We start from the raw sequence: 13,018 nt of genomic DNA, 5'->3' as shown, positions 1-13,018 counted from the left end.
GCACACCGCGACTCCGGGACGGCCCGGAGCCCGGTGCGTCCGGCGCCGGGACGGTCAGTCCATGGAAGGGATTCGGCGCGGACCTAACGGGTCGGCCGACAAATGGCGCTGTTGACACGCTGCAGATCGACGTGACGTCGAGCCACGAGCCGCAGGGTCAGCGCTATCACCCGCTCAGCGTGCCATCTGGATCGCCGGATGGCTACCGGGCGACCGATGCTGGGAGCCGACTCACAGACCGAACTCTGCGGTATGGCGCTCGGCGCGAGCAGCCGGGTGCCGCGGCGCGGCGTTCGGCGGGTGTGCGCTGTGGGCCGCCCGGCGTCGTAGCTGGCACACTGGGATGTCGTGTCACCTGCCGTTCCCGCATCCCGGCCGCCGTTCGGGATCTACGTTCACGTGCCGTTCTGCGCGGCGCGCTGCGGCTACTGCGATTTCAACACCTACACCCCCTCCGAGCTGGACGGATCCGGTGCGTCCCCGGACGGCTGGCTGACGGCCCTGCGCCGCGAGCTCGCGCTGGCCGCCCGCACGGTCGGGCCGCGGGCGGTGGACACGGTGTTCGTCGGGGGCGGGACGCCGTCGCTGCTCGGGGCGCAGCGGCTGGGTGAGGTGCTGTCGGTGATCCGGTCGGAGTTCGGCCTCGCGCCGGGGGCCGAGGTGACCACCGAGTCCAACCCCGAGTCGACGTCGCCGGAGTTCTTCGCCGGGCTCGCCGAGGCCGGGTTCACCCGGGTCTCGCTGGGCATGCAGTCCGCCGCGCCGCACGTGCTGCGGGTGCTGGACCGGCGGCACACGCCGGGCCGGGCGGTCGCCGCGGCCCGGGAGGCCCGCGCGGCCGGGATCGGCCACGTCAACCTCGACCTGATCTACGCGACGCCGGGGGAGACGAACGATGACCTGCGGTCCTCCCTGGACGCGGTGCTCTCGGCCGGGGTCGACCACGTCTCCGCGTACTCGCTCATCGTCGAGGACGGCACCGCGCTGGCCCGGCGGGTGTCGCGCGGCGAGCTCCCCGCGCCCGACGACGACGTGGCCGCCGAGCGCTACGAGCTGATCGACGACGTGCTGAGCGGCGCCGGTTTCTCCTGGTACGAGGTGTCGAACTGGGCGTCGTCGCCGGACGCCGCCTGCCGGCACAACCTGGGCTACTGGCTCGACGGGGACTGGTGGGGCGCCGGGCCCGGCGCGCACAGCCACCTCGACGGGGCACGCTGGTGGAATGTCAAGCACCCGGCGCGGTACGCGGCGCTGCTCGGCGCCGGGGAGCCCCCCGAGGCCGGCCGCGAGGAGCTGACCACGGCCGAGCGGGCCACCGAACGGGTGATGCTGGGGCTGCGGCTGGCCACCGGACTGCCGCTCGTGCTGCTGGACGACGCCGGCCGGGCCGCCGCGGCCCGCGCCGCCGACGAGGGCCTGCTCGACCCCGGCGCGCTGGCCGCCGGGCGGGCGGTGCTCACCCGGCGCGGCCGGCTGCTGGCCGACGGAGTCGTGCAGGACCTCCTCGCCGCAGCCCCGGTGTAACCCCACCATGACCCCGCGAGTCGGCACTTTCTGGCGTGCGAGTCGGCACTTTCGGGTGGCCGAATCGGCGTTCCCGGTCGACGGGTCGCCGAGGTGAGCCCGCGCCGGCGGCTGCTGGTCGGGCTGCTCGCCCTGATGGTGCTGGCGGCCGCGGTCGGCGTCGGAGTACAGGTGCTCGGCCGCGGGAGCGTCTCCGTCGACCCACTGGCGCGCCCGGCGCAGGACCGGCCCGGCACCGTGCTGCTCGTGCCCGGCTACGGCGGTGGCCGCAGCTCGCTGCTCAGCCTGGCGAGGCGGATCGAGGCCACCGGCCGGACCGCGCAGGTCCTGACCCTGGCCGGTGACGGCACCGGCGATCTGCTCGCGCAGGTCCGGGTGCTCGACGACGGCGTCGACGCCGCACTGGCCGCGGGCGCCCCCTCGGTGGACGTGGTCGGCTACTCGGCCGGGGGCGTGGTGGCCGGGCTCTGGGTCGCGCGGGACGAGGGCGCCTCCAAGGCCCGCCGGGTCGTCACCCTGGGCGCGCCGCTGCACGGCACCACCGTGGCCGGCGCCGGCGCGCTGCTGGCCCCCGACGCGTGCCCGGTCGCGTGCCGGCAGCTCGTCCCCGGCAGTGCCGAGCTCGCGGAGCTGGAGCGGGCCCGGGTGGGATCGGCGCTGCCGTGGCTGTCGGTGTGGACCGCCGACGACGAGACCGTGACCCCGCCGGACTCCGCGCGGCTCGACGGCGCCGTGAACGTCCCCGTGCAGTCGGTGTGTGCGGGCGCCCGGGTCGGCCACTCCGCGCTGCCGACCGATCCCGTCGTCACCGGGCTGGTGCTGCGGGCGCTGTCGGCGGCGCCACTGTCCGCGGCGGGCCCGCAGGAGTGCGCGGCGGTGCGGGCGGCCGGGGCGGGCTGACCGGCACGCCGCGGGCGGCCGCCCTCAGCTGGTGACGTCCTTGGTCGCGAAGTTCGCCCACGCCGCCCCGAACGCCACCAGCACGTAGCCCAGTTGCACCTCGACCCCGGTGCGCACGCTCTCCCAGAGGATCGGGTCGCGATACAGGTCGACCCAGGCCAGCCAGTGCGAGGTCGGCAGGAACGGCTCGATCGCCGCCGCGGCGTCCAGCGGTTGCAGCGCCGCGCTGGCCACCACCAGGGCGAGCACGCCGAGTGCCGCGGCGAGCGGGGAGTCGGTCAGCGTGGAGAAGAACAGCCCCACGGCGCCCAGCGCGAGCATGCACAGCGCCAGGTATCCGACCGTCGCCGCGGTCCGCAGCACCAGGTCGAACGGGGTGAGCACCGCCCCGGACAGCGATGGGATCCCGGCGACCCCGCCCTGCGGCGTCTGCGCACCGAAACCGAACGCGGCGACCCCGACGAGGTACGAGGTCACGGTCACGAACAGCACCGCGAGCAGCACGAACGCCGCCACCGAGATCAGTTTCGCGGTGAGCAGCCGCAGTCGCCCGACCGGCCGGGCCAGCAGGTAGCGCAGCGTGCCCGCAGACGCCTCGCCGGCCACCGCGTCGCCGGCCACGATGGCCACCGTGATCGGCAGGAACACCGGAAGCACCAGCGCCAGCGCCGCGGCCGGGAACAGCTGTCCGTTCGCCACCACCGCCGACAGGAACGCCCCGCCGCGGCCCGGTGGCGGGGCCAGCCGGGTGGTCGCCAGCAACAGCGCGACCAGCGCCGGCAGCCCGCACAGCAGGATCCAGCACAGCCACACCCGGCGCCGGTGCAGCATCAGCCGAAGCTCGACCCCGATCATCGCGGCACCCCCCACCCCGCAGCGCCGGCCCGCTCGATCCGGTCCGAGCCCGCCCCGGTCACCTCCAGCACCACCTGCTCCAGCGACCGCCGCTGGGTGCTCAACCCGGTCACCGGCACGCCGTGGGCCACCAGCTCACGGTTCAGCGCGCCCGGGTCGTCGTGCCGCACGGTCAGCAGCGCGCCGTCGCGCCCATCCGCCCGGGCCTCCACGCGGCCGTCCAGCAGCGCGACCGCGGCCGCCGGGTCCGGGGTGCGCAGCAGCACCCGCCCGGTCGGCGCCCGCAGCGCGGCGAGGTCCTGGGCGAGCACCAGCCGCCCGGCGTCCATCACCCCGATCCGGGTGCACAGCGCCTCCACCTCGCCCAGCAGGTGGCTGGACAGCACGACCGTGGTGCCGGCCGCGTTCAGCTGCGTGAACAGCGCCCGCATCTCGGTGATCCCGCGTGGATCGAGCCCGTTCGTCGGCTCGTCGAGCAGCAGCAGTCGCGGTGCCCGCAGGAGGGCGGCGGCGATCCCGAGCCGCTGGCGCATGCCCAGCGAGTAGGTGCGCACCGGGCGGCGGTCCACCCCGCCGAGGCCCACCTGCTCCAGCGCGTGCTCCACCCGGGCGCGCCGGTCGCGCCGCCGCCCGCCAGGCCCGGCCGCGTCGAGCAGCCGCAGGTTCGCCCGGCCGGAGAGGTTGGCCCAGGCCGCCGGGCTCTCCACCAGGGCCCCGATCTGCGGAAGCACCCGGCCGGCGTGCCGTGGCATGGCGCGGCCGAGGACCTCCATCGACCCGGATGTCGGGTGCACCAGTCCGAGGAGCATCCGGACCAGCGTGGTCTTGCCCGACCCGTTCGGGCCGAGCAACCCGAACCGGACGCCCGCGGGGACGCGCAGGTCGACGCCGTCGACCGCGGTCACCCGCCCGAAGCGCTTGGTGAGCCCGGACGTCACGATGACCTCGTCCGCCGAGGACGCCGATGACGCCGGCGCCGCCGCCACCGTGCTCACACCCGCCCCCCGACCGGCAGCTCACGCGCCGCCTGCTCCAGCAGTTCCGGGACCACGGCGCCGGCGAGGAACGCCCCGCCGCGCCGGCCGACGGTCCGCGCGACCAGCGACAGCAGCGGGGTGCCGACGCGGACCGCCCGCGCGCCGGGGATGTCCAGCGATGTCCCACCCGCGCCGCCGGCGTCGTCGATCACCTGCGCGGCGATCCGCCGGCTCACCGGAACCAGCACGAACGCGGCCAGGCCGGTGCCGTAGAGCCCCACCCCCGGCAGTGCGTCCCCGCTGTCGCCGGGCAGCCGCACGCGGGCCCGGCCGGCCAGCTGCAACGGCGGCTCCGGGGCGCCCTGCGCCCGCAGCACGCCGGCGACGTCGGCGGCCCGGGCGGTCACCGACCCCGCACCCGGCGGCACCGTCGGGACCAGGACGTCGTCGGCGGGCGCGCGCAGGTCGACGTCGCGGAGCTCGGTGATCAGGACCGGTGCCGCGTCGCCGCGGCCGGCGACCTCGACCCGCAGCGGCAGCGCGCTCACCGGGTCGGCCCACACGTCGACCCGGCCGACCGTGGTGCCGGGGTCGGCCGGGACGACCCGCAGCCCGGCGGCGTCGCGGCCCGCGATCCGCCGGGCGGCCAGTCCCGTGACGGGGTCGGCCCGGGTCGCGCCGACGAGGCGGCGGGCCAGATCGGGCGGCACCAGATCGGCGGCGCGGGGCAGCCGGACCGGGGTGGTGCCCACGACGCGGGTGAGCTGGTTCGCGCCGAAGTCCCAGACGGCCTCGGCGTCGCCGCAGTGGTAGGTGCCGCGCTCGCCGGCCGGGGTCAGCTCGTCGACCCGCCATCGGTCGGGTCCGGCGACGAACGCCCGAATCCGGGTGGTGCCGGTGAGCAACCCGGTGACCTGCTCGAGCTGGGGGAGCTGAGGCAGCCCGAGCCGGCCGTTGCTCTCGGCGTACCCGACGTAGGGCTGCGCGGCGGACGCCCGCAGCCGGTCCCGCAGCTGCTCCGGGGCGGTACCGGCGGTGGAGACGGCGGGCAGTACCCCGGGGGCCACCCCGAGCCCGACCAGACCGGCGGCGCCGGCGGCGACCAGCAGCCATCGCCGGCTGAATCGAGGCGCGGCAACCACGCCACCCGACGATGCCACAGGAGCCGGTGAACGGGTCGGGTCCCGCGGGCCGCTACCCCTTCGGTAGCTCGACAAACGTCCGTCGGCCGCCGCCCGGCGGATCGGCGGCGGCCCGTTGTGGCGGCACTCCACCGAGGTCACACCTGCGGTGGCGATCGTGAATCGGCCCCAACGTCCGCCCAGCGCCTAGACTGGTCCGGTACATCCGGTGATCGTTGATCGACGAGGAGGTGGGCGGTGAACGCCGACGAGCGCCGATTCGCGGTGCTGCAGGCGATCGTCGCCGACTACGTGTCCACCCACGAGCCGGTCGGTTCCAAGGCGATTGTGGAGCGGCACAACCTCGGGGTCTCCAGCGCGACGGTCCGCAACGACATGGCCGTGCTCGAGGAGGACGGCCTGATCGCTCAGCCGCACACGAGCGCGGGCCGGATCCCGACGGACAAGGGCTACCGGGCGTTCGTCGACCGGCTGTCCCAGGTCAAGCCGCTGTCGGGCGCCGAGCGCAAGGCGGTGCAGACGTTCCTGGAAGGCGCCGTCGATCTCGACGACGTCCTGCGCCGCAGTGTCCGGCTGCTGGCCCAGCTGACCCGGCAGGTCGCGGTGGTGCAGTACCCCACGCTGACCCGGTCGACCGTCCGGCACCTCGAGGTGGTCTCGCTGACCCCGGCCCGGCTGATGCTGGTGCTGATCACCGACAGCGGGCGGGTTGATCAGCGGGTCGTCGACCTCGGGGAGGTGCTGCACGACGACGACGTGGCCGATCTGCGCGCCCAGATCAACGCCGCGCTCGCCGGCCGGGCGCTGACCGCCGCCTCGGCGGCGGTCGCCGAGCTGCCGGAGAAGGTCCCCGCCGAGCTGCGCGATGTCGCGACGATACTGTCCACGGTGCTCATCGAGACCCTCGTCGAGCACCCGGAGGAACGTCTGGTCCTGGGCGGCACCGCCAACCTGACGCGTAACGTGGCCGATTTCCCGGGGTCGCTGCGCCAGGTGCTGGAAGCGCTCGAGGAGCAGGTCGTGGTGCTGAAGCTGCTGGCCGCGGCGCAGGACCCGGGCCTGGTCACGGTGCGGATCGGTGAGGAGAACGAGGTCGAGGAGATGCGGGCCACCTCGGTGGTCTCCATCGGCTACGGCGCAGGCACGGTGCTGGGTGGGATGGGCGTCGTCGGACCGACGCGGATGGACTATCCGGGCACGATCGCGGCGGTGCATGCGGTCGCCCGATATGTGGGTGAGATTCTGTCCGGGCGCTGATCGCGCGCCGGCACGACTTCTAGCTGAAGGATCATGGGGAACGCAAGGGTGGCACGGGACTACTACGGGATCCTGGGCGTCGACAGCGATGCCGGCCCCGACGAGATCAAGCGGGCGTACCGCCGGCTGGCCCGGGAACTGCATCCCGACGTCAATCCCGACCCGGGTGCGCAGGAACGCTTCCGTGAGGTCAGCACCGCCTACGAGGTGCTCACGGACCCGGAGAAGCGGCGCATCGTCGATCTCGGCGGCGACCCGCTGGACAACGGTCGTGGCGGCGGCGGAGCGGGCGCGGCCGACCCGTTCAGCGCGTTCGGCTTCGGCGACATCATGGACGCCTTCTTCGGCACCGCCACCGGCGGCGGCCGGGGACGCGGACCGCGCAGCCGGGTGCAGCCCGGCGCCGACGCGCTGATCCGGATCCGGTTGACGCTCGAGGAGTGCGCCTCCGGGGTGCAGCGTGACCTCGCCGTCGACACCGCGGTGATCTGCTCGGAATGCACCGGTTCCGGCTGCGCGACGGGTACCTCGCCCACCGTGTGCGACATCTGCGGCGGCCGTGGCGAGGTGCAGAGCGTGCAGCGCTCGCTCCTCGGCCAGGTCGTCACCTCCCGGCCGTGCCCGAACTGCCGTGGCTTCGGCGAGGTCATCCCCGAGCCGTGCCGGCAGTGCGGCGGCGACGGGCGGGTCCGCGCCCGGCGCAACGTCGGGGTCCGGATCCCGGCCGGTGTCGCCGACGGCATGCGCGTCCGGCTGGCCGGACAGGGCGAGGTCGGCGCCGGCGGTGGGCCCGCCGGTGACCTGTACGTCGAGGTCGAGGAGGTGCCGCACGAGGTCTTCACCCGGGACGGCGCCGACCTGCACTGCACCGTGCAGCTGCCGATGACCGCGGCCGCACTGGGCACCACGCTGCCGCTGCCGACGCTCGACGGCGTCGAGGAGTTGCACGTCGAGGCGGGCACCCAGGCCGGGACGGTCCGCACACTGCGTGGCAAGGGCATGCCCCGGCTGCGCTCGACCGGCCGGGTCGACGGCCAGGGCGACCTGATGGTGCACATCGACGTCGCGGTGCCGACCAAGCTCGACAAGGAGCAGACCGAGTTGCTGCGGCAGCTCGCCGCGCTGCGCGGTGAGGAGCAGCCCGACCTGGCGGTGGGCGCCCGCAACGGGCACGGGCTGTTCTCCCGGCTGCGCGACTCCTTCGGCGGCCGCTGAGGCCCTCCGGGATGATCTCCCGGTGAGCACCGCACCGCTGTTCCTCGTCGACGGCACCGACGGGCTGCCCCCGGCCGGGGGCAGCACCGAGCTGACCGGCCCGGAGGGGCGGCACGCCGCGACCGTGAAGCGGCTGCGGGTCGGCGAGGAGATCCAGCTCGCCGACGGCCGCGGCGGGTTGGCCCGCGCCGTGGTCGAGGCGGTCGGCCGCGATTCGCTCGCCGTGCACGTCGTCGAGCGGGTCACCCTCGACCCGCCCGCGCCGCGCGTGGTGCTGGCCCAGGCCCTGGTCAAGGGCGACCGCGGCGAGCTCGCCGTGGAGATGGCCACCGAGGCCGGGGTGGACGAGGTGCTCCCGTGGCGGGCCGCGCGCTGCGTCGCGAAGTGGGAGGCCGGCACCCGCGGGGACAAGGCGCTGGCCCGTTGGCGCAGCACGGTGCGCGAGGCCGCCAAGCAGGCCCGCCGCCCGTGGGTGCCGCAGGTCGGCGAGCCGGTGACGACGGGCGCGCTGGCCGGCCGGGTCGGCGAGGCCGCATGCGCCCTGGTGCTGCACGAGGGCGCGACCGTCGGACTGCGCGAGCTGGCCGCCGCCGGGGAGCTGCCCGGCGGCGGGGACCTGCTGCTGGTCGTCGGCCCGGAGGGTGGCATCACCGCCGCCGAGATCGACGAGCTCGTGGCCGCCGGCGCACGGCCGGTCCGGCTCGGGCCCGAAGTGCTGCGAGCGTCCACCGCGGCGGCCGTGGCGCTCGGCGCGCTGGGCGTGCTGACCGGCCGTTGGTCCATCTGAACGACCGGTGGCGGCCGCTGCCGTCATCCGGGTGACTCGTCAACCACCCAGCAGGGGCACGGTCTATCCTCGACCGGACCGGTCGCCTCGTGCGACCAGGGCTGGGACCGCGGGTGTTCGCACCCGCCGGGCCGCCGGAGAGTCCCCCTCGTCCGGCGGCGCCACGTCGCGGTGGGTGTCCCCCCACGTCCGCCGCGGCGTGGCAACCAGAACGGCCCCACCGCCCCGGACGCCGTGTCATGATCGATGCCGTGAGCCGTCCGCGCGTCGTCTCCCTGGGCCTGGCCGCCGGCCGGCTGCTGGCACTGCCCGCGGTCCTCGCGGCGTGCGCCGTCGGGCCGGGAGCGCCGCCGGCCGGCCCTGCGCCGCTGCGAGTGCCCTACGGCCCGCATCCCAGCCAGTTCGGCGAGCTCACGTTGCCGGCCGGGCCCGTCCGGGGCGTCGTGGTGATCCTGCACGGCGGGTTCTGGCGGAACCGGTTCGGGCTCGAACTCGGCCGCCCGCTCGCCGCCGCGCTGGTCGGGACGGGCCTCGCGACCTGGAACGTCGAGTACCGCCGGGTCGGCGGCGACGGCGGCTGGACGGCCACGTTCGACGACGTCGCCGCGGCCCTGGACCTGCTGGCCGTGCTCGACACCGTGGGGCACCGGCAGGCGGCCGCGCACCTCGACCTCGACCGGGTCGTCGCGCTCGGGCACTCCGCCGGCGGGCACCTGGCCGTCTGGCTGGCCGCGCGGCCCGGGCTGCCGGCGGGTGCTCCGGGCGCGGATCCCCGGGTCCGGCTGCGCGGTGTCGTCAGTCAGGCCGGGGTGCTCGACCTCGTCGGCGCCGCCGAGCGCGGCGTCGGGGCCGGCGCCGTGCAGGACCTGCTGGGCGGCGCACCCGGCGTGGTCCCGCAGCGCTACGCGCTCGCCTCGCCTGTGGCCCGGCTCCCCATCGGGGTGCCGACGATCTGCGTGCACGGCACCGACGACACCCGGGTCCCGATCCGGCAGAGCGAGCGGTTCACGACGGCGGCCCGGGCCGCGGGCGACCGCGCGGAGCTCATCACGTTGCCCGGTGTCGACCACTTCGCCGTGATCGACCCGTCGACCGCTGCCTGGGCGCAGTGCCGGCACGCGGTGGAGCGGCTGCTCGGCTGATCGGCGTATGGCCGGGAGTGCATCGGTTCGGCGATGCTGTGCCGGTCACCCCCGCCTACTTCCGAGGAGCTGCGATGTCCGTGCTGCAGGACCTGCTCGAGGCGCTCCGTACCCGCTGCGTCGAGGTCATCGACCTCACCGCGCCGCTGCACTCCGGGACGCCGGTCCTGCGGCTGCCCGAGCCGTTCGCCAACACCATCCCGTTCGGCCTCGAGGAGATCAGCCGCTACGACGAGCGCGGCCCGGCCTGGTACTGGAACGACATCCACACCGGCGAGCACACCGGCACCCACTTCGACGCCCCGGTGCACTGGGTGACCGGCAAGGACGGCCAGGACATCTCCCAGGTGCCGCCGGACCGGCTCGTCGCCCCCGCGGTCGTGCTCGACTTCTCCGCCGAGTCGGCGAAGAACCCCGACTTCCTGCTGGAGATCTCCCACGTCCGGGCCTGGGAGGCCGAGCACGGCTCGCTGCCCGACGGCGGCTGGCTGCTCTACCGCACCGGCTGGGACGCGCGCAGCGAAGACGCCGCGCAGTTCGTGAACGCCGACGAGAGCGGCCCGCACACCCCGGGGATCTCGGTGGAGTGCGCGCGGTGGCTGGCCGAGGAGACCTCGCTGCTCGGCGTCGGCGTGGAGACGGTCGGCACCGACGCGGGCGGCGCCCACTCGTTCGACCCGCCGTTCCCCTGCCACTCGTTCCTGCTCGGCGCGGGCAAGTACGGGCTGACCCAGCTGCAGAACCTCGCCCGGCTGCCCGCCACCGGCGCGGTGGTGATCGCCGGGCCGTTGCCGATCGTCGGTGGGTCGGGCAGCCCGGCCCGGGTGCTGGCTCTGGTGGAGAACGCGTGAACGTCGCAGAACTGGTCGGTCGCACGCTCGGCGAGCTGGGCGTCGGACAGGCGTTCGGGGTCGTCGGCAGCGGGAACTTCCACGTCACGAACGCGCTGCGCGCCGCGGGCGTCCCGTTCGTCGCGGCCCGGCACGAGGGCGGCGCCGCGACGATGGCCGACGCCTACGCCCGGATGAGCGGGCGACCGGCGGTGCTGTCGGTGCACCAGGGCTGCGGGCTGACCAACGCGATGACCGGGATCACCGAGGCGGCCAAGAGCCGCACCCCGCTGATCGTGCTGGCCGCCGACACCGCCGGAGCCGCGGTGCGGTCCAACTTCCGGATCGACCAGGACGCGCTGGTGAGCGCGGTCGGAGCGGTCGCGGAGCGGGTGCACTCGCCGGCGGGCGCGATCGCCGACACGGTGCGGGCCTACCGGACCGCCGTGCAGCAGCGCCGGACCGTGGTGCTGAACCTGCCGCTCGACGTGCAGGCGATGGCGGCGCCCGGCAACGACACGGCCGGCTCCACCGCGGTCCCCGCGGTGCCGCAGCTGGCCGCGGGCCGGCCCGCCGCCGGCGCGGCGGCCGCGCTCGCCGAGCTGATCGCCGCGGCCCAGCGCCCGGTGTTCGTCGCCGGGCGCGGCGCCCGCGGTGCGCGGGAGGAGCTGCGCGCGCTGGCCGGGGCGTCGGGGGCGCTGCTGGCCACCTCGGCCGTCGCGGCCGGGCTGTTCCACGGCGACCCGTGGTCGCTGGGCATCTCCGGCGGGTTCGCCTCCCCGCCGGCCGCCGAGCTGATCAGCGGCGCCGACCTCGTCGTGGGCTGGGGCTGCGCGCTGAACATGTGGACGATGCGGCACGGCCGGTTGGTCGGCGCCGGCGCCCGCGTGGCGCAGGTCGACCTGGACCCGGACGCGATCGGCGGGAACCGCCCGGTCGATCTCGGGGTGCTCGGCGACGTCGCGGCGACCGCGACCGACGTGCTCGCCGCGCTGGGCTCACGCACCGCGACCGGCTACCGCACCGACGACGTCCGCTCGGTGATCGAGACCCGGGTGCGCTGGCGCGACGTTCCGTTCGACGACCTGACCGGCCCGGACGGGATCGACCCGCGCACGCTGTCGATCGGGCTCGACGACGTGTTGCCCGCCGAGCGGGTCGTCGCCGTCGACTCCGGCAACTTCATGGGTTACCCGAGCGCCTACCTGGCGGTGCCCGACGAGTTCGGGTTCTGCTTCACCCAGGGGTTCCAGTCGATCGGGTTGGGGCTGGCCACGGCGATCGGCGCCGCGCTGGCCCGGCCGGACCGGCTGGCGGTGGCCGCGCTGGGCGACGGCGGCGCGCTGATGGGGGTCGCCGAGCTGGAGACCGTGGTCCGGCTGGGCATCCCGATGGTCGTGGTGGTCTATGACGACCGCGGTTACGGCGCCGAAGTGCACCACTTCGGCCCGGACGGCGCCGACCTCGATGCCGTGCGCTTCCCGGAGACCGACATCGCGGCGATCGGCCGCGGCTTCGGCTTCGAGGCGGTGACGGTGCGTGCGCTCGGCGACCTGAAGGGCGTCGCCGACTGGGTCGCCGGTCCGCGCACCGCCCCCCTCCTGGTCGACGCGAAGATCGCCTCCGACGGCGGCTCGTGGTGGCTGGCGGAGGCGTTCCTGGGGCACTGACCGCCCACTACGGTGAGCACCATGCTGATCTCCGCGGCCGATTCCGTGCTGTTGCTGGTGGATCTGCAGCAGCGGTTGATGCCGGCCATCGCCGGCGGCGAGGCCGTCGTCGCCAACGCCGTGCGGCTGGCCGAGGGGGCCGGGTTGCTCGGCGTCCCGGTGGCCGCGACCGAGCAGAACCCGGACGGGCTGGGGCCGACCGTGCCCGAGGTCGCCGGCTACCCGCAGCTCGTGCTGGCCAAGACGGCCTTCGGGGCGACCGCCGAGCCGGGCTTCGACAGCTTGCTGCCGCCCGGCCGCGGCGAGATCGTGGTGGCCGGCTGCGAGGCGCACGTCTGCGTGCTGCAGACCGTGCTCGGGCTGCGTGCCGCCGGGCGGCGCGTCATGCTGGTCGCCGACGCGATCGGGTCCCGCGACCCGGCCAACCGGGCGGCGGCGATCGAGCGGGCCCGTGGCCACGGTGCGGAGATCGTCACCACCGAGATGGTGCTGTTCGAGTGGCTGGCCGACAGTACCCATCCGCGGTTCCGCGAGGTGCAGAAGCTCATCCGCTGACTCCCCGCCCGCCGCGGCGGCGGTGCGCTCGGGGGGTCGGTCGCCGTGCTGGGGATGGCCTGGTCCGGGGCGGTCGTGGGCGGCGGGGCGGCGCGGGTCACCCGGCGCGGGCGAAACGGGCAGCGGACTGTCGGGACCAGCCGGTAACATCGGGCCGGACCGAC

At 75.5% G+C, this 13,018-nt stretch carries 13 protein-coding genes; 9 read left to right on the top strand and 4 right to left on the bottom strand.

The window, feature by feature from the left end:
• Positions 1 to 83: 83 nt before the first annotated feature.
• Entirely contained in the window at positions 84 to 170 is an 87-nt protein-coding gene (locus HF526_RS37285; protein ID WP_420821588.1) for a putative leader peptide, read from the bottom strand.
• A gap of 178 nt (positions 171 to 348) precedes the next feature.
• On the opposite strand from HF526_RS37285, the gene hemW reads away from it, so the two are divergent.
• Together hemW and HF526_RS05045 are read left to right on the top strand one after the other, a co-directional pair.
• Positions 349 to 1,524, top strand: coding sequence for a radical SAM family heme chaperone HemW (gene hemW, locus HF526_RS05050; RefSeq protein WP_338051299.1), 1,176 nt, complete (start codon positions 349 to 351; stop codon positions 1,522 to 1,524).
• Positions 1,525 to 1,617: 93 nt separating this feature from the next.
• Positions 1,618 to 2,424 (top strand): lipase family protein, encoded by an 807-nt coding sequence (locus HF526_RS05045; protein ID WP_169380071.1) that lies wholly within the window; start codon positions 1,618 to 1,620, stop codon positions 2,422 to 2,424.
• A gap of 24 nt (positions 2,425 to 2,448) precedes the next feature.
• Here HF526_RS05045 and HF526_RS05040 read toward each other — a convergent pair whose 3' ends face one another.
• Genes HF526_RS05040 through HF526_RS05030 form a run of 3 tightly spaced genes read right to left on the bottom strand, consistent with a single transcriptional unit; the run spans position 2,449 to position 5,398 of the window.
• Positions 2,449 to 3,279 (bottom strand): ABC transporter permease, encoded by an 831-nt coding sequence (locus HF526_RS05040; protein ID WP_169380070.1) that lies wholly within the window; start codon positions 3,277 to 3,279, stop codon positions 2,449 to 2,451.
• Positions 3,276 to 4,274 carry an ABC transporter ATP-binding protein gene (locus tag HF526_RS05035; protein ID WP_338051298.1) on the bottom strand — a complete coding sequence of 333 codons (999 nt, stop codon included), beginning with the start codon at positions 4,272 to 4,274 and terminating at the stop codon, positions 3,276 to 3,278. The genes HF526_RS05040 and HF526_RS05035 overlap by 4 nt, the downstream gene beginning before the upstream one ends.
• Positions 4,271 to 5,398 carry a serine/threonine-protein kinase gene (locus HF526_RS05030; RefSeq protein WP_169380069.1) on the bottom strand — a complete coding sequence of 376 codons (1,128 nt, stop codon included), beginning with the start codon at positions 5,396 to 5,398 and terminating at the stop codon, positions 4,271 to 4,273. Before HF526_RS05030 ends, HF526_RS05035 begins: the two co-directional genes overlap by 4 nt.
• 237 nt (positions 5,399 to 5,635) lie before the next feature.
• On the opposite strand from HF526_RS05030, the gene hrcA reads away from it, so the two are divergent.
• The 7 genes from hrcA to HF526_RS04995 all read left to right on the top strand — a co-directional run bounded on the left by hrcA (position 5,636) and on the right by HF526_RS04995 (position 12,854).
• Positions 5,636 to 6,655, top strand: a complete 1,020-nt coding sequence (gene hrcA, locus HF526_RS05025) for a heat-inducible transcriptional repressor HrcA (protein WP_169380068.1) — start codon at positions 5,636 to 5,638, stop codon at positions 6,653 to 6,655.
• Between the two features lie 48 nt (positions 6,656 to 6,703).
• Positions 6,704 to 7,870, top strand: a complete 1,167-nt coding sequence (gene dnaJ, locus HF526_RS05020; protein WP_169380067.1) for a molecular chaperone DnaJ — start codon at positions 6,704 to 6,706, stop codon at positions 7,868 to 7,870.
• A gap of 22 nt (positions 7,871 to 7,892) precedes the next feature.
• Positions 7,893 to 8,657, top strand: coding sequence for a 16S rRNA (uracil(1498)-N(3))-methyltransferase (locus tag HF526_RS05015; RefSeq protein WP_169380066.1), 765 nt, complete (start codon positions 7,893 to 7,895; stop codon positions 8,655 to 8,657).
• A 251-nt stretch (positions 8,658 to 8,908) separates the two neighbouring features.
• On the top strand, positions 8,909 to 9,799 hold the full coding sequence (locus HF526_RS05010; RefSeq protein WP_338051297.1) for an alpha/beta hydrolase family protein: 891 nt from the start codon (positions 8,909 to 8,911) through the stop codon (positions 9,797 to 9,799).
• Between the two features lie 74 nt (positions 9,800 to 9,873).
• Positions 9,874 to 10,650 carry a cyclase family protein gene (locus tag HF526_RS05005; protein ID WP_169380064.1) on the top strand — a complete coding sequence of 259 codons (777 nt, stop codon included), beginning with the start codon at positions 9,874 to 9,876 and terminating at the stop codon, positions 10,648 to 10,650.
• Positions 10,647 to 12,299: a thiamine pyrophosphate-binding protein gene (locus HF526_RS05000; RefSeq protein WP_169380063.1), complete on the top strand. Its 1,653-nt coding sequence runs from the start codon at positions 10,647 to 10,649 to the stop codon at positions 12,297 to 12,299. Before HF526_RS05005 ends, HF526_RS05000 begins: the two co-directional genes overlap by 4 nt.
• Positions 12,300 to 12,320: 21 nt before the next feature.
• The gene (locus tag HF526_RS04995) at positions 12,321 to 12,854 is read left to right on the top strand and encodes an isochorismatase family protein (protein ID WP_169380062.1); all 534 of its coding nucleotides are present in this window, start codon (positions 12,321 to 12,323) and stop codon (positions 12,852 to 12,854) included.
• Positions 12,855 to 13,018: the final 164 nt, after the last annotated feature.

The organism is Pseudonocardia acidicola (assembly GCF_012911935.1).
GTDB lineage: Bacteria > Actinomycetota > Actinomycetes > Mycobacteriales > Pseudonocardiaceae > Pseudonocardia > Pseudonocardia acidicola.
The sequence above is the reverse complement of the archived record's forward strand: the minus strand, read 5'-3'. Positions and strand labels throughout refer to the sequence as shown.

Bases quoted from the DNA above. Each gene is read 5' to 3' on its own strand.
- HF526_RS05005 (WP_169380064.1), top strand. From the start codon at position 9,874: ATGTCCGTGCTGCAGGACCTGCTCGAGGCGCTCCGTACCCGCTGCGTC.
- HF526_RS05040 (WP_169380070.1), bottom strand. From the start codon at position 3,279: ATGATCGGGGTCGAGCTTCGGCTGATGCTGCACCGGCGCCGGGTGTGG.
- HF526_RS04995 (WP_169380062.1), top strand. From the start codon at position 12,321: ATGCTGATCTCCGCGGCCGATTCCGTGCTGTTGCTGGTGGATCTGCAG.